Source organism: Haloarcula sp. S1AR25-4, from assembly GCF_031624555.1.
Lineage (GTDB): Archaea > Halobacteriota > Halobacteria > Halobacteriales > Haloarculaceae > Haloarcula > Haloarcula pellucida.
Map to the genome: position 1 here is coordinate 294,492 of NZ_JAMQOR010000004.1, position 23,479 is coordinate 317,970.

A 23,479-nucleotide genomic window follows, 5' to 3' on the forward strand; every position below is an offset into this window, starting at 1 on the left:
CGTACTATTGTAGCCGGCTACCGGCCCATGCGCATGGTTGCGTCGCCGCCGCAGGTCGGCCGACGACGCCCGCGAGGACGGCAGGTGACCCGCTCGTGAGCGCGGTTCGGGCCGTCGGAGTGCTCGTAGTCTGTCTCGCGATGGTCGCGCCAGTGCTGTCTGGAACCTCGGCCCCCGTCTCGGACACCGTAGGTGAGACGGCCGGTGGCGCGGCGACGACGGACGCGCCGGTACAGGGCACGTCCGCTGTGCGTCACGCAGCTATCGACCCGTCGCTTCGGACCGCGACTGGCGTCGTCGACGTTCGGGTCCGCGTCGCAGACGATGGCGCCGCGCCGACGGGGACTGGCGACGCCGCCATCGCGAGACTGAAACGCACGAGAGAGCGTACACAGCGACCCGTCGTCGCGTACGCCCGCGCCCACGAGGGGCTGACAGTCGAGAACCGGTTCTGGATCGTCAACAGCGTCCTCCTTCGGGCCGACCTCACACGTGTCGACCTCCCGCGTCTCGCCGCGGTGAGGGGCGTCGTCGGAATCTACCGTCGGCGACCAGACCCGGACCGTGGGGCGTCAGCCGATGCCACCACAGCACCGGGGTCGTCGACCGCCGACCGTCAGGCACCGCAGTCGGTGACGACGGCGGCCCGCGAGAGAGCGGACTCGCAGGCGTCACCGACCGACGTCACGGCAGGCACCGCCTGGCAAGTCACAGCGACGAACGCCACGCGCGTCTGGTCGGCGTACGACACGCGGGGAAACGGGACCCGCGTCGCAGTCCTCGACAGCGGCGTCGACCCCGCTCACCCCACGCTGGACCTGTACACGACCGACGCGAGCGACCCGACGTATCCCGGGGGCTGGGCCGAGTTCGACGCGGATGGACGGCGCGTCGACGACTCTAAACCACATCTCGAAGCGGCACACGGACAGGCGACCAGCGGACTCGTCGCGGCCGGGAACGTAAGCGGGTACGAGCGGATGGGCGTCGCCCCGGAGACGGAGTTACTCCACGGCCTCGTCGACGAGCGCGAATCGGTCGTCGCTGGCATCCAGTGGGCGCTAGAGAACGACGCCGACGTCGTCAGTATCAGCAGCGTCGTGGACAGTTCGACGGCTCGCTACGCACCGCTCGTTCGGGCTATCTGGCGTGCGGAACGGCTGGGGACGGTCGTCGTCGCGGCCGCGGGCAACGACGGGCCCGGCTACGTCCGTTCGCCGGCCACCGTCTACGAGACGGTCGGCGTCGGGGCCACCGACGCCGACGGCAACGTGCTGGCGTTCTCGTCGTCCAACCGACGCGCGCTCTTCGAAGGGCCGTACAACCGTGACCGGACGCGGACGGTCCGGTACCCCCGAAGTTGGCCACTCGCGTACTCGAAGCCGGACGTCGTCGCTCCGGGCCAGGACCTCGTGGTGCCGCGGGGAACCAGTTCCGTCGGGTCGTTCGGCGGAACGAGCGGTGCCGCACCCCTGACGGCAGGGACGCTCGCACTGATGGAAAGCGCCGCAGGCCGGGAGGTCCACCCGGGCGTCCTCAAGACGGCGCTTCGCTGCTCGGCGACGCCGCCGGCGGACGCGGCGTCCACGGCCCCGGTTCGCTACGGCGGCGGAATCGTCGACGCCCGCGCCGCGACCGACCGAGTCGTGGACGGACAGGGGATCCGCGGGCAGATCGTTACGGCCGACGGCACCCGCATCGCTCCCGCGTCCGTCTCGGTCAGCGACTGCTCGTACTACTCCTCTCACGGGGGCTCGTACGCGCTCTCGACCGATGCGGGGCGACAGACGGTGACCGTCGACGCGCCGGGCTACCGACCGAAGACCGTCGCCGTCGACGTGCCGCCGGGTCGCTACCTGAACCGGACGATACGGCTCGACCGGGCGGGCCTCGTGGAGCGCTGGAACGACACGTACCCGACGGACTTCACCGCCGACGACGTCGGAACGACGCGGCTGGTGGTGTCGGAACTGGAGTCGGTTCGCGTCGACGCAGGCGCGAACAACACGGTTCCGTCCGAGAGCGTCACCGTCGAGATAGCGTACGACGGCGACCCGGTCGGGGAGTTGTACGTCCACTCGCGGCTCCGGTTCGGGGAGCGGTACGAACTGCGGGCCCCGCAGACGAACTACGTCCTGCTCCAGACGCGAATCGACGGCGCGTACGAAGGCCGTCTCGAACTCGACGTCACGCTTCGAGGCGGTGGGTCAGTGGCGACGCGCCGTATCACCGCCCAGTTCTCTGAACCACCGACAGCGACGGCTACCGAAGCACCGACGGAGTCGTCCACTCCGTCACCGTCGGCGACGCCCACCGATACGCCCACTGCGACGCAGACCGCGACACTCACCGACACGGCGACGCAGACCGCGACGCCCACCGACACGCCGACCGCGACGCCAACACCGGTCCCCGCTCCAGCGCCCGAACCCCGGCAGGCGCCAGCCCCGGACCCGTCGCCTGAACAGACGGCCGCCTCGACGCCGGTCCCCACACAGGCGCCGACGACGAGACCGACACGGACCGCTACCGCGACCACGACAGACCGGTCGTCGTCACAGACCACGTCGTCGACAGTCAGCGCGACAGCGACGCGGCCGCCGACGCGTTCGGAACCGACGACGCCAATGGCGTCGACCCGAACGGTGGACCAGTCGACTACCATCGCGCCCCCGACCGACGGCAGTGGACCGGGCCTTACGATACCGCTCACCCTGTTCGTACTGCTCGCTGCCGCACTGCTCGCAACGCGCCGACAGTCTCGCTGAGACGGCGCCTGTGTCGTCCACTGCTGACCGTGGGTCCCCGTCTGGTCGTCTGAAACAGCGGGGACAGCGGGTAGAACGCGATCCGCCCCTGACTGGCGGTAAACTCGTCGAAAGCCACATCCCCAGACCCCGACGCCCGAGACGGCTGTGGTCTCACTCGTCGGTGAGACCAACCTGCTCGAACAGCGCTCGACTGTCGTAGTATATCCGGTGTTCCTGTACCGTTCCGTCGGCTATCTCGACCGTATCCATGCCTTCGAGTTCGACGCTGTTCCCGGTCGGTGGTATCTCGGCGAACTCGCCCTCGTGGGTGCCGGTCATCGTCCACTTCGCCATGACCGTCCCGCCGCTCGTGGCCATGTCCTCTATCTCCACGTGGAAGTCCGGAAACCCCTCGCGTAGCTCTCGGAGGTACGTCTCGAAGGCGTCTCGACCACGGACGGTCTCCGGATAGCCCGGGTCGTGGAGCACGAACGAGTCGGCGGCGAGCGTCGGTATCTCCGCGTAGTTGCCCTCGTTCCACAGGCGCTCGTAATCTCGTATTAGGTTCTCGACTTCTGCTGTTACTTCTGGCATTGTCTCTCCCCCGTGAACGTTCACCCATCCGCGTCCCACGTCCCTCGACAGTACAGAACGTTCGTCCCCATCGTCGGCAGCTACCATGTTAGGTATTTACAGGGTATCCGAATCTGGGGAGGAGTAGGGTTCGATAGACGCGAAAAACGGGGACCGAGCGTCGACGGCTCAAGGCAGGTTCGCGACGAGGTCGCGGTAGTCGTCTTCCGGCCAGGCTTTCAGCGTCTCCGAACTGACCGCGCCGGACTGCCCGATTCGGAGGAGCGCCTTGGCCGCGGCGTCGTCGTCCGGGAACTCCGCGACGGTGACGAGGTCGTGTGCTCCCATCGTGAGGTAGAACGCCTGCAGTTCGCCCCCCACGGAGTCGACGAGTTCGATGGCGCTGTCGAGGCGGTCCGGGCTATCGTCGATGTTCTCGATGCCGTGCTGGGTGTAGTCCCAGAGTGTGATGTAGGTTGGCATAGGGTCCTCGCGTCCTTCCGACGCCGCCGACGACACCGACGACACCACGCAGAACGCCGTTAGACATTCGCCTCCAGCCACGTTAACAGTCGGTACATAGTGGGTCGCTCGGGCGCTAAGAGCGGCGTACCCCAGTATCACCTGCGACCGATCACAGTCGCGGCTCCGTTCGCGCCCGGCGAGGACACGAGCGGTCGTGTCCGCGGTGGGTGAACCGCTTAGAGTTCGACCACGACGGCCTCGTACGGGCGGTAGTCGCGTCGAACGCCGCGGGCCGACGCGTCGTCGTAGTTCGAAATCAGCACGCTGGACGCCGAGACGTCGATATCCTCGGGTTCGAACGCCGCCGGATCTGCCGACCAATTGAGCACCACGAGGACCGCCTCGTCGTCGCGCGTCCGGGTGTAGGCGTACAGTTGCTCGTCGTCGGGACACAACAGGTCGTAGTCGCCGTAGACGAGTACGTCGGCGTCGTGTCTGCGGTCGATGAGTCGGCGGTAGTAGTGCCAAATAGAGTCCTCGTCGGCGATCGCGTCCGCGACGTTGACCTCGGTGTAATCGTCGTTGACGGCGAACCACGGGTCGCCGTCGGTGAAGCCGGCGTTCTCGGTGTCGTCCCACTGCATCGGCGTCCGCGCGTGGTCGCGACTCACGTAGTTTACGAACTCACGGACCTCCGCGTAGGAGTCGACGGTGCCGGCAGCGAGGAGGTCCTCGATAGCGCCGACCGTCTGTGGGTCGTCGAGGTCGGCCAGACCGTCGAACTCGGCGTTCGTCATCCCGATTTCCTCGCCCTGATAGACGAACGGGGTGCCACGCGAGGTCAGCAGGAACGTCGCGAGGAGTTTCGCGCTCTCGGTACGGTACTCGCCGTCGTCGCCGAACCGCGAGACGATTCGAGGCTGGTCGTGGTTGCCCAGATACGGCGCGTTCCAGCCGTCACCGAGGTCCCGTTGCCAGCGGGACATGATCTCCTTGAACGCTGGGAGGCTCCACTCGCCCCAGCCCTCCGGGTCCCACCGACCGCCGGGGCCGGCGTCGACGCCCATGTGTTCGAAGTGGACGATCATGTCTAGCCCGTCGCCGCTCTCGCCGAGATACTCTCGGGCCAGTTCGACGCTCGTATCGTTCATCTCGGCGACGGTCATCACGTCGTAGTTCGAGAACGTTCGCTCGTAGAGTTCGCGTAGATACTCGTGTACGCGTGGGCCGTGGCTGAACTGCTCGACGCCGGTCGGCGACCGCCCAGACGCGCCGTCCGGCAGGCCCTCTGGCTTCGAGATGTAGTTGCTGGCGTCGATGCGGAAGCCGTCGATGCCCTTCTCTAGCCACCACTCGACGAGCGACGCGATCTCGTCCCGAACGTCGGCGTTGCGCCAGTTCAGGTCCGGTTGCTTCTCGTCGAAGAGGTGGAGGTACCACTGCTCTCGAACCTCGTCGTAGGTCCACGCCGACCCGCCCATGAACGACCCCCAGTTGTTCGGCGGCTCGTCCGGCGAGCCGTCACGCCAGTAGTAGTAGTCCTCGTAACCGTCTTCGCGCCGTCGGGACCGCTGGAACCACTCGTGTTCGTCGGAGGTGTGGTTGACCACGAGGTCCATGAGCAGGCGCATCTCTCGCTCGTGGAGGGCGTCGAGCAGTGTCTCCCAGTCGGCCATCGTTCCGAACTCGTCCATGATGGCTCGGTAGTCGCTGATGTCGTAGCCGTTGTCGGCGTTCGGCGACTCGTACACCGGACACAACCAGACGACGTCGACACCGAGGTCGTCGAGGTACTCGACTTTCGCGGTGACTCCGGGCAGGTCACCGACACCGTCGCCGTCGCTGTCGTAGAAGCTCCGCGGATACACCTGATAGACGACCGCTTCCTTCCACCACTGACGGTCGCGGTCGGTCGTGGCCGTCACGCTTCGCCGAGTCATACCCGAAGGAACGGCGACTGCCACCGTAGTGTTTTCTCACACCGGACCTCGGAACGTATAGCGTGACCGACCTCCGCGGTCGAGCAGCCTCACCGGTAGAGAGTATCGTCGGCTTGTCGTCGCCTCGGGGTCTCTACTCGCTGACAACACCCGCGGCTAAAATTTGTCCGCGGCGCGGTCACGAAACGACCGCCCGGTAGTTCGGAGTAACACGAAGTTTCTCGACCACGTGAGACGCCGTGCCAACAGCACACTCGGATCGGTAGCTCGGCGCGAATTACAGTTTCCCTCGTGAGTAACTGCCGGTCGGCGGACCGGTCGCCGGTCGAAGCCGGGGTCGGGAACCGAGGCTCTCTCGCGCCGCTGTCGAATCCGGTAATTCCGTCTTACCGGGTCGCTCACGGTTCGATGGCGCGGCTTACGGGTTGTCTGGTCAAATAAAGGACGTAATACAAAGTGTGCTGTCGCGATTGGTCATCCCAGTCGATGGCACGCACATCTCGACGTCGACAAAGACCGTGTGCGCTGCAGAGAGCGTTCGGCGGTCCGTTCTCGGGACGATGAGGCGCGTCCTCGTCTTGGCGCTCGTCGTTTCGCTGGTGTCGGCCCCAGCGGCACTGGCGACCGCCTCGACTACCGCCGCATCGGTGTCGGCCGGAACGGACGGCGGTGACGACGGGTACGACGACGGAGACGACGGCGGGGACGACGACCACGACCACGACGGAGACGACGACGGGGACGACGACCACGACGGCGGTAACGGCCGCGACACCGACGAGACGGCCGAGACAGCGAGGTTCCGTCTGGTCGACGTCGACAGGGACCTGCAGGTCGGCGAGAACGGAACCGTGTCGGTGAAACTGGAAAACGAGGGTCCCGGTGACCTCACGGACGCGACGGTCGTCTTGCAGTCGTCGAACCCGGAGATTCGGGTCGGTACCGGTCCCAACGGAAGCCGGTTCGTCGGCGACTGGGAGGACGGCGAGAAGCAGCGAGTCGAGTTCGGCGTCACCGCGACAGCGGCCGCCCGGTCCCAGAAGTATCCGCTCACGGTGACCGTCCGGTACACCGACCCGAGCGGGAACGCCACACGGTCGGCCCCGCTGTCCGTCGGTATCAGGCCCGACAGGGCACAGCGGTTCTCGATAGACGACGTGGACGGGTCACTGCGGGCCGGCGACGACGGCGACATCGAGGTCACCGTCGAGAACGACGGTCCTCGCGACGTCGAGAACGCCGTACTCGTCGTCCGCGAGACGGCGGCGGGCGTCACCGCCCTCAAGTCCGAAGTCGCCCTCGGCGAGTTCGACGACGACGAGTCGGAGACCGTCGAGCTACCGTTCCGGGTCGCGAGGACGGCCAAGCCGACCAAGCGGCAGTTCGAGTTCGCGGTGCTGTACACGACGGCGGACGGCAACCGACGGGATAGCGGGCCGCTGTTCGCCCGAGTCAAGATACGGGACCGGCAGGACGTCGTCGCCGTCGAGGACGTCGACTCGAACGCACAGGTCGGAGCGAGGGGGACGGTCGAGGTGACGCTAGAAAACGAGGGCGACGACGAGTTGACCGACGCCAGAGTGACGTTCTCGTCGCTGGACCCCGGGTTCCGCTTCGGGACCGCGCGCAACACGTCGCGGTTCGTCGCCGAGTGGGACGGCGGCGAGGAGCGGACCTTCGAACTGACGGCGCGGTTCGCGAACGACACGGTGACCGACGAGTACCCCGTGTCGGTCACGACCAGATACACCGACGAAGACGGCGACGAGCGAGTCGCCGACGACGTGCAGTTCGGCGTCGAACCCGACGACGAGCAGTCGTTCGAGGTCGACGACGTCGAGGGCGACCTCAGGGTCGGAGACGACGGAACGCTCGAGGGGACCGTCGAGAACGACGGGCCGAGAGACGTCGAGGACGCAGTGTTGGTCGTCCGGTCGCCCGAGGACGGCGTGACCCCGCTGAAGACGCAGGTCCCGCTGGGCGACTTCGAAGACGGCGAATCGGTCGACTTCGAGTTCCCGTTCCGCATCGCGGACACCGTCGAACCGACCGAGCGGCAGTTCGAGTTCGCCGTGCGCTATACGAACGCGGAGGGCGAACGACGGACGAGCGACCCGCTGTTCGCGACGGCCTCGATTCGCGAGGAAGTCGACGTCGTCGAAGTCGTCGACGTCGACTCGAACGCACAGGTCGGTGACAGAGGGACGGTGACGGTGACGCTGGTCAACGACGGCGAGGAGGACCTGACGGACGCCCGGGTGACGTTCACCGCTACGGACCGCGCGTTCAGGTTCGGGAACGCCTCGAACGCCACGCGGTTCGTCGCCGAGTGGGACGCCGGCGAGGAGCGGACCTTCGACCTGACGGCGCGGTTCGGCGCGGACGCCGCGACGGACGAGTATCCAGTGCTGGTCACGACCAGATACACCGACGAAGACGGCGACGAGCGAGTCGCCGACGACGTACAGTTCGGGGTCACACCAGCGGCCGAACAGCGGTTCGACGTCGACGCGCGAGCGGCGGACCTCCGCGTCGGGCGCGACGGGAGCATCAAGGGCGTCGTGGAAAACGACGGCCCGCAGGGCGCTAACTCGGCTGTCCTCCGGGTCATCACGCCGAACGAGGACATCGTCGCGCTCGAATCGGAGTACGTCCTCGGGAACTTCGATAGCGGCGACCGGGCGTTCTTCCAGTTCCCGATCCGCGTCCTCGACAGCGCGCGGCCGGGCCGCAAGCAGTTCGAGTTCGTGGTCGAGTACCGCAATCAGGACGGCGACGTCGTCGAGAGTAAGCGCCTCCCGGCACGGTACGACGTCGTCGCCGAGGCGGGGCAGTTCCAGATTCTCGACGTCGACACAGACGTGCAGGTCGGCGAGGACGGGACGGTCGCGCTCAGGATGCGCAACGTCGGCACAGAGGACATCACGAACGCCGTGGTTCAGTTAGAGTCGGTCAGCGGGGACCTGACGGTGGGTGCAGCGGGCGGGCGGAACGGGAGTCGCGCCGTCGGCCGGTGGGACGCCGGCGAGCGACGGACAGTCCGGTTTCAGGTCTCCGCACCCACCGACGCGGCCCCGCAGGAGTACCCGTTCGACGTGCGCGTCGCCTACGAGGACGAAGACGGCGACCGACAGCGGTCGGACCCCATCGCTCTGGCGCTCACACCGGCGCCCGAACAGGCGTTCGCTGTCCGAGACGTCACCGGCGACCTCGAGGTCGGTGCCGAGCGAGACCTCACGGGACGTGTCGTCAACGACGGCCCCCGCGACGTCGAGGACGTGGTCGTCGAGGTCACGTCGACGACGGAGTCGCTGGTGCCACAGGAGACCGAGTACGCCGTCGGCAACCTGTCGGCCGACGAGGCCGCCGAGTTCCGACTCCCGGTCCGCATCCCGTCGGACGCCGAGGCTATCCCGAGACAGGTCCAGTTCGTCGTTCGCTACACCAACGCCGACGGGGACCGCCGCGAGAGCAAGCGCCTCTCGTCGCGCCTCTCGGTCGACAGAGAGCGGGAGACGTTCCGAGTCGTCGCGCTGCGGGAGTCCGTACAGGCCGGTGACGACGGCAACGTCACGCTGACGCTCGAAAACGCGGGTACCACGCGGGTGCGGCAGGTGCTCGTCTCGTTGCGCTCACAGAGCGGCGAACTGGACGTCGGGGACGCGGCGAACGCGTCGCGGTTCGTCGACGAGTTGCGACCCGGCGAGCGACGGACCGTCTCCTTCCGCGTCGCCGCGCCCGAGGACGCGGGCAGCCAGCGATTTCCGCTTCGCCTCCGCGTCGACTACGAGGACAGGACCGGGGACAGTCAACCCGCGGAGACGAGGCTCCTCGGGGTGACGACCACGCCGGAGCAGTCGTTCACGGTCGTGAACGTGTCCGGGCCCCTCAGAGTGGGCGCTGAGGGAACCGTCCGGGCCAGCATACGCAACCGCGGACCGCTGGCCGTCAGCGACGCGTTCGTTACCCTCTCGGTCGGGAGCGAGAACCTGAAGGTACAGGAAAACGAGTCCGCTATCGGCCGGTTCCGGGCGGGCGAGACAGCCACCGTCTCGTTCCCCGTCGAGGTGCTTGACGAGACCGAACCCGGCGACCGACGCGTCTCCTTCGTCGTGGAGTATACGAACGCCGAAGACGAGGCACGACAGAGCGATTCGCTCCCCGGATTCGTCGCCGTCGACGGTCGGCGACCGGTGTTCGTGGTTCGCGCGGCGAACACGTCGGTCGACGTCGGGGAGAGCGACGTCATCACGCTCGTGGTCACGAACAACGTCGACGTGCCGCTCACCGACGTGGACGCCAAAGTGTTCGTCAACGACCCGCTGAGTACCGACGACGATCAGGCATTCGTCGGGCGCATCGACCCGAACGAGACCGTCAGACTCGCGTTCGCGATGAGTGCGGCCGGGGGCGCGACCCCGAAAGACTACCCGCTGTCCATCGACTTCCAGTATCAGGAACCGGACGAGGAGACGAAACTCTCGGACACGTACCGCGTCCCCGTCACGGTGCAGGAACCGGCCGGTGACGGGATTCCGTGGCTCCTGTTGCTCGCCCTCCTCGCGCTCTTGCTCGTGATTGCCGCCGCGGTGGTCCGCTACCGTCGCCGCAGACGTGTGGCGGGGCCCGACGACGAAGCGGTGACCGAATCGGCCGACGACGAGTCCGACACGCCCGCGGGGTGACCCGTGGCGCTACAGGACCGCATCCTCGGCCGGGTCAACGACCTGATCGTCAGGCGACCCACCGGCGTCGTCGTGGCCTTCCTCCTCGTCACGGCGCTGTTTGCCCCCGGACTAGCGACCATCTCGACCGAGGCTGGGACCGAGCAGTTCACGCAGGAAAGCCCCGCCCAGACCGCGCTCGACCGGGTGAACGAGGATTTCGGGCCGACGTTCGACTCCGAGGGAGGCAGTACGCAGTTGATTCACCGGGGGCGAAACGTCCTCTCGAAACCCGAACTGCTGCGGATGCTCCGGGTCCTCGAACGCCTCGACTCCCGCGAGGAACTGCGGGTCGAATCGACGAGCAGTGCCGCGAGCACGGTCGCCCGCACGCTCGATCCGTCGGCGACGACGCTCGACGCCCAGATTCGGGCGATAGAGTCCGCCTCGCCGGGTGAAATCGACCGCGCGGTCCGGGCCGCCGCCGACCGGCCGGACTTCCGAACGCAACTGAGCGACGACTTCAACCCCGAATCGGCCGCAGCGTCGGCGACCATCGCCGTCGTCCAGCACCGCATCCCCGGCGGCGTCGACGAGACGGCTGGGATGGGGACCGACAGCCCGCTCACCTCGATTCAGCTCAGGGCACAGCGCGTCGTCGCGGCCACGGACGGCGACATCGTCGTGTTCGGGTCGGGACTCGTCGCTCGGGAGTTCTCGGCCATCATCTTCGACTCGCTGTTCATCGTCGTGCCCGCGGCGGTGACGCTCATCTTCGTCTTCCTCGTGTACGCGTACCGGAATCCGGTCGACCTCGTGTTGGGACTGCTCTCGCTGGTCATGACCGTCGTCTGGACGATGGGCTTTCTCGGACTGGTCGGCATCCCGTTCACGCAACTGCTCATCGCAGTGCCGCCGCTGTTGCTCGCGGTCGGTATCGACTTCGGCCTCCACGCGATCAATCGGTACCGCGAGGAACGAGCGACGGGGGCCGACATCCGGCAGTCGATGGCGCTGGCAAACAGACAGTTGCTCGTCGCGTTTTTCATCGTCACCGGGACGACGGTCATCGGCTTCAGCGCCAACACGGTCAGTGACCTCGGCCCGATTCGGGAGTTCGGCATCGTCGCCGCCTTCGGCATCGTCTTTACGTTCCTCATCTTCGGCATCTTCCTCCCGGCGGCGAAGGTCACCGTCGACGAACTGTTCGACTCACTGGGGATCCCGATGCCGTTCCAGCGGCCGCTCGGCAGCGAGGGGACGCCCCTCGGTCGCGTCCTGCCGGTCGGCGTCGGTATCGCCCGACGGGCACCGACCGCGTTCGTCGTCCTCGTCCTCCTCGGATCCGTGGGGGCGGGGTACTACGGCACCGGCGTCGACACGGCGTTCTCACAGGACGACTTCCTCCCGCCCGAGGACAACCCCGACTACCTCGAAGAGTTGCCCGAACCCTTCCGACCGGGCGAGTACACCGTCACGGAGCGGACGAACTTCCTCGAAGCGAACTTCGAGGCCGCACAGGGCGACACCGTCGTCGTCTACGTACAGGGGCCGATGCGACAGGACGACGCGCTAGAGTCCATCCAGCGAGCGAGCCAGCACCCACCCGAGACGTTCGTCGCGTCGGACCGCGAGGCGGACTCGCAGAGTATCATCGGGGTCGTCCGGTCCCACACGAACGACTCGCCTTCGTTCGCTCGCCTCGTCGACCGGAGCGACGTGGACGACGACGGCATCCCCGACGACAACCTCGAAGCGATATACGACGCCCTCCTCTCGTCGTCGGCCCGCGACCGCGCGCTCCGGTTCATCACCGAGGACCTTCGCAGTACCCGAGTCGTCTACACGACGAAAGGAGACGCCGAACAGGGGGCGATCACCCGCGACGCGCGCACCGTCGCGGACCGCTACCGATTCGAGGCCACCGCTACCGGCGCAGCCGTCGTCTTTCAGGACGTGGCGGACGCGATACTCGCCTCGGCGGTCCAGAGCCTCCTCATCGCGTTGGTCCTGACCGCGCTCTTTCTCCTCTTTATCTATCACGTTCTCGTCGACCGGGTCTCGCTCGGGCTTGTCAACCTCGTCCCCATCCTCGTGACCATTGCCCTGCTCGCCGGGTCGATGCGGTACTTCGACCTCCCGTTCAACGCACTCACCGCGACGATACTCTCTATCTCGCTCGGCCTCGGTATCGACTACTCCGCGCACTTCGTCCACCGGTTCGCCGACGAATACGAACTCCGTCTCGACCGTGCAGACGGTGAAGCCGGGACCGAGGCGCCGATGACCGCCGTCTTCCCGGCGCTGACGGCCACCGTCACCGGCACTGGCGGTGCGCTCACCGGAAGCATGATAACGACCGTGAGCGGTATCGGCGTCCTCGTGCTGGCAATCACGCCGATACTCGGCCAGTTCGGCGTTCTCACGGCCCTGTCGATTCTCTACTCGTACCTCACCGCGATGGTCGTCACGCCGAGCGTCATCGTCGTCTGGGCGCGGTTCGTCGGGTGACGGCACGAACAGCCCGCTCAGGGAGTCCCATCGCCGTGCCTCGTATCGCTCGAATCACCCCACCAGCCCGCGATGTACCACACGAGCGGCGACAGCGTCACTGCGGTCGTCAGAGTACTCCGAAAGGCGGCGGTAGTATTGTGCTTGAGAGACAAAACAACTACGTATCAGGACGCCGTGCCGTCGACCGATGAGCGAGGACGATACCCTCGAAGCGATCCGTGAGCGAAAGCGCGAGCAGATCCGTGAACGCGTCGAAACCGAGACACAGGAGTCACCGTCCGAACCGGTGGCGGTGGATAGCCGGGCCGAGTTCTCGGCGGCCGTCGATTCGCACGACGTCGTGTTGGTCGACTTCTACGCGGACTGGTGCGGGCCGTGTCAAATGCTCGAACCGGTGGTCGAATCCATCGCCGCAGACACCCGGGCGACAGTCACAAAAGTAGACGTCGACGCGAATCAGGCGCTCGCATCGGAGTTCGGCGTCCAGGGCGTTCCGACGCTCCTGCTGTTCGTCGACGGAGAGCCCGTCGAACGCCTCGTGGGGATGCAACAGAAATCACAGCTCCGCGCGCTCGTCGAAGCGTACAGCTAACGGCTGCCTACAGCTAGTGTCTCGCGTCTGACGGAGAACTCCTGCTCGGAGGCGCACAGACCGACAGTATCGTTCTATAGTGACAATTGAAACGATTCACACACCGACCGCACCGCCGTCGTGCGGTCGGGTGTGCATTGACTTTCAATGGCTACTATAGTCTTCGGCGACGACCGTCAGCGGTGAGCCCCGTGTCCCCCGACGGTCGTCGCCTTCCGAAACCGACGACACCGTCACGAGCGGGGCGGAGAGTCTCACTCGTGGAACACCACGCGTTGCTCCCCGACCGGTTCCCCCTTCGAACGGTAGGCTGCCGTGGCGCTCCTGTCGTGAAATGTGCGGTACGTGGTTCGAAGACCCACCACCGGGATAAACCCGAGCGCTTTTCTCATAGTATTGGAACACACATACAATATTAATGCGACCCGGCTCGGCGGTATACGTGTGACGATGACTGAGATAGACATCGAGCCCGCTGAGACCGTCGACGCGCGCGGGGCAGCGTGCCCGGGACCGCTGATGGACCTGATCGGTGCGATACGGAGCGCCGAGTCAGGTGCCGTCGTGTGCCTGCTGAGCGACACCGAACAGTCGCTGACGGACGTGCCCGAGTGGACCGACGAGGCCGGGTACGAACTGCTCGCGACCGAGGAGCGCGACGACCACTACGAGTTCTACGTGGAGAAGGCATGACCGAGCGCATCGTCATCGTCGGCGGCGGCACCGGCGGCACTGTCCTCGCAAACGACCTCGCGGACCGACTCGGCGCGGTGATCGACGCGGGCGACGTCGAGGTAACGTTGGTGAACGACGACCCGGACCACGTGTACAAGCCGGTGTGGCTGTACGTCCCCTTCGGCCAGCGTGAGCCCGAAGACGGACGCCGGCGACTGCGGGAACTCGTCGACGACCGGATCGAGGTCCGGATCGATCGCGTCACGGAAATCGACACCGACGCCGAGCGCCTCCGCTACCGCGACGCCGCGGTTCCGGTCGACTACGACTACCTCGTACTCGCGACCGGATCGACGCTCGCACCCGAAACGGTTCCCGGCCTCGAAGCGGGCGGGTACGACTATTACAGCGAGTCGGGGGCCAAAGCGCTCCGGGAGGAACTGCTGTCGTTCACCGAGGGCGACCTCGTCCTGAGCGTCGTCGGGACGCCACACATGTGCCCGGCGGCACCGCTTGAGTTCGTGTTCATGGCCGACGACTGGTTCCGCGAGCGCGGGCTCCGGGACGAGGTCGACATCACGTACACGTATCCCATCCAGCGCGTCCACGGCAACCCCCACATCGCCGAGTGGGCCCGTCCGCTGATGGACGAACGCGACATCTCGGTTGAGACGTTCTTCAACGCCGAGTCGGTCGATCCGGACGGGACGATCACGTCGATGGAGGGGGTCGACCTCGACTACGATCTGCTCGTGTCCATTCCGCCCCATCGTGGTATCGACCTGATCGAGAAGGCAGGACTCGGCGACGACGGTTGGGTCGACGTCGACAAGCACACGCTCGAAGCCGAGGCCGCCGAAAACGTCTACGCACTCGGAGACACGGCCGACACCGGCGTCCCGAACGCCGGAAGCGTCGCCCACTACCAGGCCGGCGTCGTCGGCCAGCGGATCGCAAGCGAGATCCGGGGACGCCCGGCGACGGCCACGTACGACGGGAAGACGCTGTGTTTCATCGAGACGGGGATGGACGCGGCGTCGTTCGTCGAGTTCGACTACGAGAGTCCGCCGTCGCCGGCACCGCCGTCCGAGAAACTCCACTGGTCGAAACTGGCGTACAACGAGTCCTACTGGCTCACCGCGCGGGGGCTCCTCTGACCATGTCCGAGGAGATTCCGTCGGGGCAGCCGGAACTCGAGGCGGCCATCGAGGAGAACCCCGAAGCGGTCGCGGACCTCGTCCGACGACTCGACGCAGTCAACGAACGACTGGACGTACTCGCTCTCGGTGAGAGCGCCCTCAGCGACGAGATGGTTCGGGAACTCGCTGACACGGGCTCTACGCTTGCCGAATCGGCCGACGGACTCGCCACCGACGAGACCGTTGCACTGGCCGAGACGATCGGGGAAAACGGTGGGGAACTCCGGGCGGCGATAGAGTCGCTCGTCGTCCTACAGCAGAGCGGAACGCTGGAGACGGTAGTCGAGATGGCCGAAGTGGTGTCACTAGTGACGGCGGCACTCGACGACGAGATGGTCCGGTCGCTGGCTGGGACTGGGTCCGCCCTCGGCGAAGTCGCCCAGACCGCTGGGGAGGACGACGCACGAAACGGTATCGAGACCATGTTGGAAAGTGTCAGTGCGGCCGAGCGGGAGACGCCCGAGCGGGTCGGTCCCGTCGGACTGCTCAAAGCGTCACGTGATCCGGACGTCCAGCGCGGCCTCGGCTATCTGCTTGCGATAGCGCGGTCGATCGGCCGGTCCCAGACCGAGTGACAACCGGTCTCGCCGGTTTCGCGGTCGGTGCTACAGATTTCGGTTACTCCTCGGCGAGAGATCTCCGACGGCCTCGTCTAGACCCTCGAAGAAGCGATAGGCGTCGGCGGCGGCGTCGATTACTTCCGTTTCTTCCGTAGCTCCTCTGCCCGGAGTTCCCCCTTCGCGTGCCACGTGCGGGGGCGACACGCCACGACGAGTGCGGTGCCATAGAACACCGCGACGACACCGATGATAGCGCTGCCCGGGATCATCCCGATAGCCGCAGACGAGATCCACGACTCGGTCGAGAAGGCCGTGATCCGAATCAGCCAGGCGACCAGCAGGACGGCGAACAGCGGGAGGTACACACGCCGCAGTCGGTGCGCTATGGCCTCTTCCGCCGTTATCTTCAGGGTTGGCGTCCGGTAGTCTTCGCCGAGAGACGCACGCCAGTCTTCGTCTTCGACGCCGCTCGCGGGATCGAGGCCATACGCCCAGACGTTTTCCTGAATCGTTCGAACCCGCGTCCGCCAGATATCGTACCCACGGTAGCGGCGTGACTCGATGACGAGGAAGACCGTGAGCGTCGCGATACCCACGAGGATGATGTAGTGGGGGTTGTCGGGACTGGAGAACGCCCACGTGATGAGCGCCGCGATGACGATGACCGCCCAGTTGGTGGTGCGGTCGAGGCGTTCACGCCAGAGTTTCATCCGATGGATTTCGCCACGATAGAGGTGGGCCATCGCAGAACTCGGCCCCATATCCTCGTCGAGCATCCCGGCACCGACGTGTGGTGACGCCGCCGCGGCTTGCTCACCGTCTGTCTCGTCAGTCGAAGATGCAGTCATCCTTGGTTCCCTGTAGCGCTATTCGTCATCGGCCGCCGGAAGGGCATCTAGAACCCGCTCGAAGCGTGCACGAACCTCGTCCGCAACCGCGTCGAGGGCCGCCCCCTCGACGGCGCCGAGGAGCACGTGCGGGTCGACGGCGCTGACGCCGACCGTTCCGTCGTCCTCCTCGTAGACGATGACGTTACACGGCAAGAGCGCGCCGAGACGCAGTTCCGTTTCGAGTCCCTCGTGTGCCAGCGAGGGGTTGCAGGCACCGAGAATGCGATAGCGCCGGAACTGGTCGTCCAGATCGAGTTTCTCCGCGAACGTCGCTCGCACGTCGATATCGCACAAGACGCCGAATCCTTCGTCTTCGAGGGCCGCAGTCGTCTGGTCGACGACGTCGTCGAACTCGCCGGCCACGGCCTTGTCTATGGTATAGGGCATACTGTACAATTCTCTTGGAAGGTCTTATGGGTTGTGTTCAGTTCGTGGGCGCTCTCGTGGTCATCGGGTCAGACGAGGAGTTGAATATCGGCTTCAGCCATGTCCTGTATCGCGGTCGCCGCACCGACGCCGGTAGTGACGCCGTCGTAGAAGTCGTCCTCGTCGTAGTCCATCAGTTCGATGGTCATCTGACAGGCCTGGAACTCGACTCCCATGTCGAGGCTCGTCTCGATGAGTTCCTCGATGGTCGCCGTGTCGTTGTCGTCGATTCGCTTCGCCATCATCTTCGTCGTCATCCGGTCCATCCCGGGAAGAGCGGCCAGTGCATTCGGGATGGGCATGTTGGGGTTGCCGACCGAACTCAGTTTGAGGTGCTTCGACCGCTCTTCGTGGAGAATGTCCAGTCCCCAGAACGTGTGGAAGACGGTCACCTCGTAGCCGAAGGCTGCGGCCGTACTCGCGAGGATGAGTGGGGGATACGCCATATCCAGCGTCCCCTTCGTCGCGATGATCGACATCTTCTGTGTGTCGTCCTCGCTCTCGGTCCGGGCCTCGGCTAGCTGTTCCTCTAGTTGCTCGACGCGCGTAGCCAACTCCGCGCGTGACGGCGCGTCGTCGACGGCTGCGTCCTGTGTGTCGGTACTCATCGGTGTCGAATCACTCCGTCACGCGGACGTAGTGCTTGTAGACGCCGTCACCTTCCGCTTGTTCGAGCAGTTCGACGCCGCTGGTACCAGCAGCCCAACCGTCGATGTCACTCATGCTACCGGAGTCCGTCGCGAGCACTTCCAGAACTGCACCCGCATCGAGATCGTCAACGGCGGCCTTGGTCTTGACTACCGGCATTGGGCACGATGCACCTTTCACGTCGAGCGTCTCCGTGATATCGAATTCTGCACTCATAGTTTTGATCGCTCCGTCCATCTGTATTGGAGCTATCACACAATACCGTCCGAGTGGTTAAAAGAATGTTGGTTCTTGTATATACTACGAACACTTGGCTCTCCGCCACCACCCATAAAGCGCGCTTCAGACCGTTTCCGGTGGGTGAGCATCATATTCAGTGTCTCTCGGGCGCAGAATATTGTGTGTATTGTGATTTTCTATGCAAACCCTTTTGTACGTCAGTCCGGTAGGAGGGAGTGTACGATATGAACGCTGAAGACTTCCCGACACCAGATGTCGAAGTCGAAACGATCGCTCCCGAACGGTTGAAAGACCGCATCGACGCGGGCGAGGAGATCGTGCTCCTCGACGCGCGCATGCAGTCCGACTACGAGGAGTGGCGTATCGACGGCGAGACCGTCACCTCGATCAACGTCCCGTACTTCGAGTTCCTCGACGACGACATCGGCGAGGACGTCCTCGATCGCATCCCCGACGACCGCGAAGTGACCGTCCTGTGTGCGAAAGGCGGTGCCAGCGAGTACGTCGCGGGCACGCTCGCAGAGCGCGGTTACGACGTCAATCACCTCGAAGACGGCATGAACGGCTGGGCGAGCATCTACGAGACCGTCGAAGTAACTGACTACGACGGCGCCGGCACGCTCCTCCAGTATCAGCGACCGTCCTCGGGCTGTCTCGGCTACCTCGTCTACGACGACGGGGAAGCCGCGGTCATCGACCCGCTGCGTGCCTTCACCGACCGCTACCTCGAGGACGCCGAGGACCTCGGCGTCGACCTGAAATACGCGCTAGACACCCACATCCACGCCGACCACATCTCGGGTGTGCGCGACCTCGACGACGAGGGCGTCGAGGGTGTCATCCCCGAGGCCGCGGTCGACCGCGGCGTCACCTACGCCGACGAACTGGCGTCCGCGGAAGACGGCGACACGTTCCAGGTCGGCGACGTTACCGTCGAGACCGTCTACACGCCCGGTCACACCACGGGTATGACGTCGTACCTCATCGGCGACAGCCTGCTGGCGACCGGCGACGGGCTGTTCGTCGAGAGCGTCGCCCGCCCCGACCTCGAAGAGGGCGACGACGGTGCGCCGGATGCCGCGCGCATGCTCTACGAGTCCCTGCAGGAGCGTGTGCTGACGCTGCCCGACGACACGCTGATCGGAGGTGCCCACTTCAGCGACGCCGCCGAGCCCGCCGCCGACGGCACCTACACGGCACCCATCGGCCGGCTCGTCGAGGAGATGGACGCGCTCACGATGGACGAACAGGCGTTCGTCGACCTGATCCTCTCGGACATGCCGCCGCGGCCAGCCAACTACGAGGACATCATCGCGACGAACCTCGGGCAGAACGCCGTCGACGACGACGAGGCGTTCACCCTCGAACTCGGGCCGAACAACTGCGCCGCGAGCCAGGACTCGCTCGCGGGTGACTGACATCGCCGATGGAGACTGAGCTACTCGTCCTACAGCTGGCCGCCGAGCTGTTCCCCAACGGGATCAGTCGCTACGCTATCGGCGGCCTGCTGGTCGGGCTCGGTGCAGTCGTGATCTACGTCGGAACGGGCATCCCGGCGGGCGCGAGCACGTTCCTCGAGTCGACGCTGTCGTACGTTTCAGACCAGTCGCGGTTCCAGCAGTACGTCAGCTCACGTGACTGGCGCGTCGTGTTCACGCTCGGCATCGTCCTCGGTGCGGCAGCGTTCGCGGCGACGGTCCAATCCGGCGTCATCACGACGTCGCTCTACGAGCCCGGAACGACCGGCCAACTGTATGAGATCGCCGGCGTGACGCTCTGGACGACTGACGTCCAGCCGTGGCGGCTGTTCTTCGGTGGCATTCTCGTCGGGATCGGGACCCGAATCGGGAAGGGCTGTACGTCCGGCCACGGCGTCTGTGGCGTCGGTTCGGCGTCGAAGACGTCCATCGTCGGCGTGGCGACGTTCCTGACCGTGGCTATCGGCACCGCACAGGTCGTCGCTGCGCTGGGGGTGAGCCCATGAGCAATCGACACCCGCTGTTCAAGCCGCTGATCTTCGTCGGCGGCCTGATCTTCGGGTTCGGGCTCGGCTTCAGCCACATGGCGCGTCCGGAGGTCGTGCTGAACTTCCTCCAGTTCGAGGATTTCGGCCTGCTGTTCGTCATGTTCGGCGCGGCCATCGTCTCCGGCATCGCCTTCGCGGTGATGCCCAGGATTCGAGACACCGCACCGCTGACCGGCGACCGGTACGAACGGCGCCTGAAGCCGTTCGACCGGAACGTCCTCGTCGGCGGCGCCGTCTTCGGCGTCGGCTGGGGGCTCTCGGGCATCTGCCCGGGCGCGGCCTACGCCAGCCTCGGCGTCGGCAACGTCACCATCCTCTGGGCGCTCGCCGGCATGTTCGTCGGCGCGTACCTCCAGGGCTACTGGCGGAGCCGGAGCCAGACACGCGACACGGCCGCGACGGGCGCAGACTAACTCACAGCTATGGATCCCGCCCGCAGAAGCGTTCGAGGCATCTACGCACGACCTCAATCAGCAGTTCAAACGACTGTTGAGCGAAGTGACCGCTCGGGAGCAACCGGACAGACATCGAACCGCTCTATCATTTGAGGAACCCCGACCGTCCGTGACAGTTGTTTAACCGTGGCGACGATGTCGGTTGATGGCAGAGGGTCGAGTTTCATTCAGATAGAACGCAAGACGGGAGAGCGGACACCGCGTACAAGAGGTAGGCTTTTGTGACGGCTATTTGTCTGTTCTGCCATGCGGTGGTCCCCGCTTGCACGCAGCGAATACCGGACAGTGCTCACCTCAAAGGGAGCGTGGATACTCGCTCTCCTCGTCGTTCTTTGGGGGTTCCGACCGACCTACGCCGGGTGGGACGCGGTCGGACGAAATATCACCATCGGATACATCCAGATCGGCGTCGACCTGTTCCTCCCGATCGGTGCCCTCCTCCTGTCGTATCAGTCACTCATCGGTGAGCGAACCACTGGCAGTCTCAAGTTCCTCCTCGGGTTGCCACTGACGCGGACGCAGGTCCTCTTCGGGAAGACGACTGGGCGGTTCGTGGGCGTCGGGACGGCGATCGTCGCGGCAACGCTCGTTCTCGCCGGCATCGGCCTACTCGAACACGGCACGTTCGGTCTGCTTCCCTTCCTCGGGACGCTCGTCGCGACGCTGTTACTTGCCAGCGCGATGGTCGCTGTCGGCGTGTTCGTCTCGACGGTCACTCGACGAACCGTGACTGCCGCGACAGGGGTATTCGCATACTTCTTCGTGACGCTGTTCTGGAGTCGGATCGTCACGTCGCTCTATACTGCCGTCACCGGCATTCCGGTCAACCCATACGATGCGCCGGCGAGTGGGCCGCTCTTTCTCGCGCTTAGATTGACCCCCGATGGCGCGTACAACGTCCTAACGAACTGGTTTCTCGACGTCGGCAACTCGACAGAGCTGTTTCACATCGTCTACACCAAACTCGCTCCAGGTGTCTCTGTGAACGCTTTCGTCGTCGAGGCAGCATTCGACGGCGGCGGTCCATGGTACCTCCACCCCGCACTGAGCCTGGTCGTCCTACTCGTCTGGGTGGTGGTGCCGGTAGCTCTCGCTCGCCGTGTCTTCAACAGAGGTGACGCATTATGAGCTCGTCAGAGCCCGCAATCGAAGCCAACGCGGTGACCAAGGAGTACGACGACGTCCACGCCGTCGATAACCTCGATCTGACAGTCGAGCGCGGCGAAACGTACGGGTTTCTCGGCCCGAACGGCGCTGGCAAATCGACGACGATCGGACTGTTGCTCGATTACCTGCGACCGACTTCAGGAACGGTCCGCGTCCTCGGTCGCGATCCACGACGTGACATCGTCGAGGTTCACGACCGAGTCGGGGTGCTTCCGGATCGATTTGGCCTCTACGAGGGGCGATCCGCACGTCAGCACGTCGCGTTCGTCGCAGAGACGAAACGCGACGACGACGATCCGGCAGTACTCCTCGAACGCGTTGGACTCGGAGATGCCGTCGACGACGATGCGGGTGACTTCTCACGTGGAATGGAGCAACGGTTGGCGCTCGCGATGGCACTCGTCGGCGACCCCGAACTGCTCGTCCTGGACGAACCGTTCAGCGGCCTCGATCCACACGGCGTCCGACGGGTACGGGAAATCGTCCACGAGGAGAACCAGCGTGGTGCAACGGTGTTCTTCTCCAGTCACGTTCTCGGGCAGGTCGAACTGGTCTGTGACCGGATCGGTGTCCTCCACGAGGGGCAGTTGGTTGCCGAGGGAACGCTCGACGAACTCCGAAATCGGACTGCGTCACCCGACGACGCGACGATGGAAGACGTGTTCGTCGAACTCACCGACGCTCGTATCGACGACGAGGGCGAGCGGCGATGAAGCGCCGAACGTTCTTGACGGCGAGTACGCTGTCCATCGCTGGTCTCTCCGGGTGTGTCGGTGATACTGAATATCGAATCTCCAACACGGCGACGGAGACGTCTCTGGACCCGCTCTCGCTGTCAGTACGCCTCGCAGTCGCTGACGCGACGATCGAACAGCCGGCCGCACTCACGCTCACACTGGAGAACACGGCCGACGACCCGATTCGAATCCGTAGCTACGGCGTCTGGCCCTTCGGCGTCCTCGCACTCGCCCTGTCGCCGACGCCCGGCGAAGACACGTGGAAGACGACCCTGTTCTCTCCATCATACGAAACAACCGACCGCGTAGAAGTCGACCGTGGCGGGTCGTCGATGTCGTTGGATGGGGAGCCGATAACCCGGCCGCTCGATCCCGGCGAGAGTGTCAGCAGACGATACGAACTTCGCGGCGACGACCTCCCAAGCACAGGGACACACTACATCGTGGAGAAGTTCGATGGACGAGCCTCACGGTACTCGAGGGATGACGACTGGGAAACGCTCGAGTACCAGATCCGTCTCAGTATCGAAGAAAAACGACGATTGCCGATGTAGGAGTGGCACCTCGATACAGGGCCTGCTCCGAAACCCGAACGTTTTCGTTTCGTCTACCCGACTGCCACAGTCGAATCGACCCCACCTCTGGCGAGATGTATTCTTCCGAAAACGAGGACGCGGAGTTCTCGATGGATATCGCGGCGCTCACCCGCCCCTCCCGATCTGTACCTGATTCACGGGGGCTCGTCTTCGAGAGCTGAACTGCTGTGGACTCGGTCCGTTCGAACGTCCCCGACGCGAGCCGTGGAGACGGTGAGGAGGACCGGTCACGATCTGGCCAACGACGTCTCCGAGTCCCAGACGCAGACCGAGTACCGGCGATAGCAGAGAAATCCTGACGTCCGAGCCATCGCCACCACGTCACGAACACAACGACGATGGCCGTCGCGACCGTAACGTAG

At 65.3% G+C, this 23,479-nt stretch carries 20 protein-coding genes; 13 read left to right on the plus strand and 7 right to left on the minus strand.

Annotation, left to right across the window (positions count from 1 at the left end; translation table 11 throughout):
- The first annotated feature begins 95 nt into the window (after positions 1 to 95).
- The gene (locus NDI85_RS18215; RefSeq protein ID WP_310916571.1) at positions 96 to 2,768 is read left to right on the plus strand and encodes a S8 family serine peptidase; all 2,673 of its coding nucleotides are present in this window, start codon (positions 96 to 98) and stop codon (positions 2,766 to 2,768) included.
- Positions 2,769 to 2,921: 153 nt separating this feature from the next.
- Here the strand turns inward: NDI85_RS18215 and NDI85_RS18220 are convergent, their stop codons facing one another.
- The 3 genes from NDI85_RS18220 to NDI85_RS18230 form a co-directional block, all read right to left on the minus strand.
- The gene (locus NDI85_RS18220) at positions 2,922 to 3,344 is read right to left on the minus strand and encodes an ester cyclase (RefSeq protein ID WP_188997568.1); all 423 of its coding nucleotides are present in this window, start codon (positions 3,342 to 3,344) and stop codon (positions 2,922 to 2,924) included.
- A gap of 168 nt (positions 3,345 to 3,512) precedes the next feature.
- Positions 3,513 to 3,806 carry a GYD domain-containing protein gene (locus NDI85_RS18225; protein ID WP_310916572.1) on the minus strand — a complete coding sequence of 98 codons (294 nt, stop codon included), beginning with the start codon at positions 3,804 to 3,806 and terminating at the stop codon, positions 3,513 to 3,515.
- A 218-nt stretch (positions 3,807 to 4,024) separates the two neighbouring features.
- Positions 4,025 to 5,728 carry an alpha-glucosidase gene (locus tag NDI85_RS18230; RefSeq protein ID WP_310916573.1) on the minus strand — a complete coding sequence of 568 codons (1,704 nt, stop codon included), beginning with the start codon at positions 5,726 to 5,728 and terminating at the stop codon, positions 4,025 to 4,027.
- 518 nt (positions 5,729 to 6,246) lie between these two features.
- Here NDI85_RS18230 and NDI85_RS18235 point away from each other — a divergent pair.
- The 6 genes from NDI85_RS18235 to NDI85_RS18260 all read left to right on the plus strand — a co-directional run bounded on the left by NDI85_RS18235 (position 6,247) and on the right by NDI85_RS18260 (position 15,947).
- Complete coding sequence (locus NDI85_RS18235; RefSeq protein ID WP_310916574.1) at positions 6,247 to 10,413, plus strand: hypothetical protein; 4,167 nt, start codon at positions 6,247 to 6,249, stop codon at positions 10,411 to 10,413.
- A gap of 3 nt (positions 10,414 to 10,416) precedes the next feature.
- Entirely contained in the window at positions 10,417 to 12,903 is a 2,487-nt protein-coding gene (locus tag NDI85_RS18240) for an MMPL family transporter (RefSeq protein ID WP_310916575.1), read from the plus strand.
- A gap of 190 nt (positions 12,904 to 13,093) precedes the next feature.
- On the plus strand, positions 13,094 to 13,498 hold the full coding sequence (trxA, locus tag NDI85_RS18245) for a thioredoxin (RefSeq protein WP_188997582.1): 405 nt from the start codon (positions 13,094 to 13,096) through the stop codon (positions 13,496 to 13,498).
- 450 nt (positions 13,499 to 13,948) lie between these two features.
- A complete protein-coding gene (locus tag NDI85_RS18250) occupies positions 13,949 to 14,191 on the plus strand; it encodes a sulfurtransferase TusA family protein (protein ID WP_188997587.1) in 243 nt (80 codons plus the stop codon).
- The gene (locus NDI85_RS18255; protein ID WP_310916576.1) at positions 14,188 to 15,330 is read left to right on the plus strand and encodes an FAD/NAD(P)-binding oxidoreductase; all 1,143 of its coding nucleotides are present in this window, start codon (positions 14,188 to 14,190) and stop codon (positions 15,328 to 15,330) included. Before NDI85_RS18250 ends, NDI85_RS18255 begins: the two co-directional genes overlap by 4 nt.
- Before the next feature lie 2 nt (positions 15,331 to 15,332).
- Positions 15,333 to 15,947 (plus strand): DUF1641 domain-containing protein, encoded by a 615-nt coding sequence (locus tag NDI85_RS18260; protein WP_188997591.1) that lies wholly within the window; start codon positions 15,333 to 15,335, stop codon positions 15,945 to 15,947.
- A 119-nt stretch (positions 15,948 to 16,066) separates the two neighbouring features.
- Here the strand turns inward: NDI85_RS18260 and NDI85_RS18265 are convergent, their stop codons facing one another.
- The 4 genes from NDI85_RS18265 to NDI85_RS18280 all read right to left on the minus strand — a co-directional run bounded on the left by NDI85_RS18265 (position 16,067) and on the right by NDI85_RS18280 (position 18,112).
- Complete coding sequence (locus tag NDI85_RS18265) at positions 16,067 to 16,780, minus strand: DUF2270 domain-containing protein (protein WP_188997593.1); 714 nt, start codon at positions 16,778 to 16,780, stop codon at positions 16,067 to 16,069.
- A gap of 18 nt (positions 16,781 to 16,798) precedes the next feature.
- Positions 16,799 to 17,209: a DUF302 domain-containing protein gene (locus tag NDI85_RS18270; RefSeq protein ID WP_188997595.1), complete on the minus strand. Its 411-nt coding sequence runs from the start codon at positions 17,207 to 17,209 to the stop codon at positions 16,799 to 16,801.
- 68 nt (positions 17,210 to 17,277) lie between these two features.
- Complete coding sequence (locus NDI85_RS18275) at positions 17,278 to 17,856, minus strand: DsrE/DsrF/DrsH-like family protein (protein ID WP_188997597.1); 579 nt, start codon at positions 17,854 to 17,856, stop codon at positions 17,278 to 17,280.
- 10 nt (positions 17,857 to 17,866) lie between these two features.
- Positions 17,867 to 18,112, minus strand: coding sequence for a sulfurtransferase TusA family protein (locus tag NDI85_RS18280; RefSeq protein WP_188997599.1), 246 nt, complete (start codon positions 18,110 to 18,112; stop codon positions 17,867 to 17,869).
- A gap of 248 nt (positions 18,113 to 18,360) precedes the next feature.
- Here NDI85_RS18280 and NDI85_RS18285 point away from each other — a divergent pair, with 248 nt between their 5' ends.
- The 6 genes from NDI85_RS18285 (at position 18,361) to NDI85_RS18310 (ending at position 23,075) form a co-directional block, all read left to right on the plus strand.
- Positions 18,361 to 19,554, plus strand: coding sequence for an MBL fold metallo-hydrolase (locus NDI85_RS18285; protein ID WP_310916577.1), 1,194 nt, complete (start codon positions 18,361 to 18,363; stop codon positions 19,552 to 19,554).
- Between the two features lie 8 nt (positions 19,555 to 19,562).
- The gene (locus tag NDI85_RS18290; protein WP_188997603.1) at positions 19,563 to 20,120 is read left to right on the plus strand and encodes a YeeE/YedE family protein; all 558 of its coding nucleotides are present in this window, start codon (positions 19,563 to 19,565) and stop codon (positions 20,118 to 20,120) included.
- Positions 20,117 to 20,575: a YeeE/YedE family protein gene (locus tag NDI85_RS18295; protein ID WP_188997605.1), complete on the plus strand. Its 459-nt coding sequence runs from the start codon at positions 20,117 to 20,119 to the stop codon at positions 20,573 to 20,575. The genes NDI85_RS18290 and NDI85_RS18295 overlap by 4 nt, the downstream gene beginning before the upstream one ends.
- A 288-nt stretch (positions 20,576 to 20,863) precedes the next feature.
- On the plus strand, positions 20,864 to 21,745 hold the full coding sequence (locus NDI85_RS18300; protein WP_310916578.1) for an ABC transporter permease subunit: 882 nt from the start codon (positions 20,864 to 20,866) through the stop codon (positions 21,743 to 21,745).
- Positions 21,742 to 22,497 (plus strand): ABC transporter ATP-binding protein, encoded by a 756-nt coding sequence (locus NDI85_RS18305; RefSeq protein WP_188997607.1) that lies wholly within the window; start codon positions 21,742 to 21,744, stop codon positions 22,495 to 22,497. The genes NDI85_RS18300 and NDI85_RS18305 overlap by 4 nt, the downstream gene beginning before the upstream one ends.
- The gene (locus tag NDI85_RS18310) at positions 22,494 to 23,075 is read left to right on the plus strand and encodes a hypothetical protein (RefSeq protein WP_188997610.1); all 582 of its coding nucleotides are present in this window, start codon (positions 22,494 to 22,496) and stop codon (positions 23,073 to 23,075) included. The genes NDI85_RS18305 and NDI85_RS18310 overlap by 4 nt, the downstream gene beginning before the upstream one ends.
- Positions 23,076 to 23,479 lie beyond the last annotated feature (404 nt).

What these genes read in the sequence shown, in the direction of transcription:
- trxA (WP_188997582.1), top strand. Translation starts at nt 13,094, where the DNA reads ATGAGCGAGGACGATACCCTCGAAGCGATCCGTGAGCGAAAGCGCGAG.
- NDI85_RS18255 (WP_310916576.1), top strand. Translation starts at nt 14,188, where the DNA reads ATGACCGAGCGCATCGTCATCGTCGGCGGCGGCACCGGCGGCACTGTC.
- NDI85_RS18265 (WP_188997593.1), bottom strand. Translation starts at nt 16,780, where the DNA reads ATGACTGCATCTTCGACTGACGAGACAGACGGTGAGCAAGCCGCGGCG.
- NDI85_RS18250 (WP_188997587.1), top strand. Translation starts at nt 13,949, where the DNA reads ATGACTGAGATAGACATCGAGCCCGCTGAGACCGTCGACGCGCGCGGG.
- NDI85_RS18280 (WP_188997599.1), bottom strand. Translation starts at nt 18,112, where the DNA reads ATGAGTGCAGAATTCGATATCACGGAGACGCTCGACGTGAAAGGTGCA.
- NDI85_RS18230 (WP_310916573.1), bottom strand. Translation starts at nt 5,728, where the DNA reads ATGACTCGGCGAAGCGTGACGGCCACGACCGACCGCGACCGTCAGTGG.
- NDI85_RS18270 (WP_188997595.1), bottom strand. Translation starts at nt 17,209, where the DNA reads ATGCCCTATACCATAGACAAGGCCGTGGCCGGCGAGTTCGACGACGTC.
- NDI85_RS18290 (WP_188997603.1), top strand. Translation starts at nt 19,563, where the DNA reads ATGGAGACTGAGCTACTCGTCCTACAGCTGGCCGCCGAGCTGTTCCCC.
- NDI85_RS18305 (WP_188997607.1), top strand. Translation starts at nt 21,742, where the DNA reads ATGAGCTCGTCAGAGCCCGCAATCGAAGCCAACGCGGTGACCAAGGAG.
- NDI85_RS18260 (WP_188997591.1), top strand. Translation starts at nt 15,333, where the DNA reads ATGTCCGAGGAGATTCCGTCGGGGCAGCCGGAACTCGAGGCGGCCATC.
- NDI85_RS18295 (WP_188997605.1), top strand. Translation starts at nt 20,117, where the DNA reads ATGAGCAATCGACACCCGCTGTTCAAGCCGCTGATCTTCGTCGGCGGC.
- NDI85_RS18285 (WP_310916577.1), top strand. Translation starts at nt 18,361, where the DNA reads ATGAACGCTGAAGACTTCCCGACACCAGATGTCGAAGTCGAAACGATC.
- NDI85_RS18310 (WP_188997610.1), top strand. Translation starts at nt 22,494, where the DNA reads ATGAAGCGCCGAACGTTCTTGACGGCGAGTACGCTGTCCATCGCTGGT.
- NDI85_RS18225 (WP_310916572.1), bottom strand. Translation starts at nt 3,806, where the DNA reads ATGCCAACCTACATCACACTCTGGGACTACACCCAGCACGGCATCGAG.
- NDI85_RS18220 (WP_188997568.1), bottom strand. Translation starts at nt 3,344, where the DNA reads ATGCCAGAAGTAACAGCAGAAGTCGAGAACCTAATACGAGATTACGAG.
- NDI85_RS18275 (WP_188997597.1), bottom strand. Translation starts at nt 17,856, where the DNA reads ATGAGTACCGACACACAGGACGCAGCCGTCGACGACGCGCCGTCACGC.
- NDI85_RS18300 (WP_310916578.1), top strand. Translation starts at nt 20,864, where the DNA reads ATGCGGTGGTCCCCGCTTGCACGCAGCGAATACCGGACAGTGCTCACC.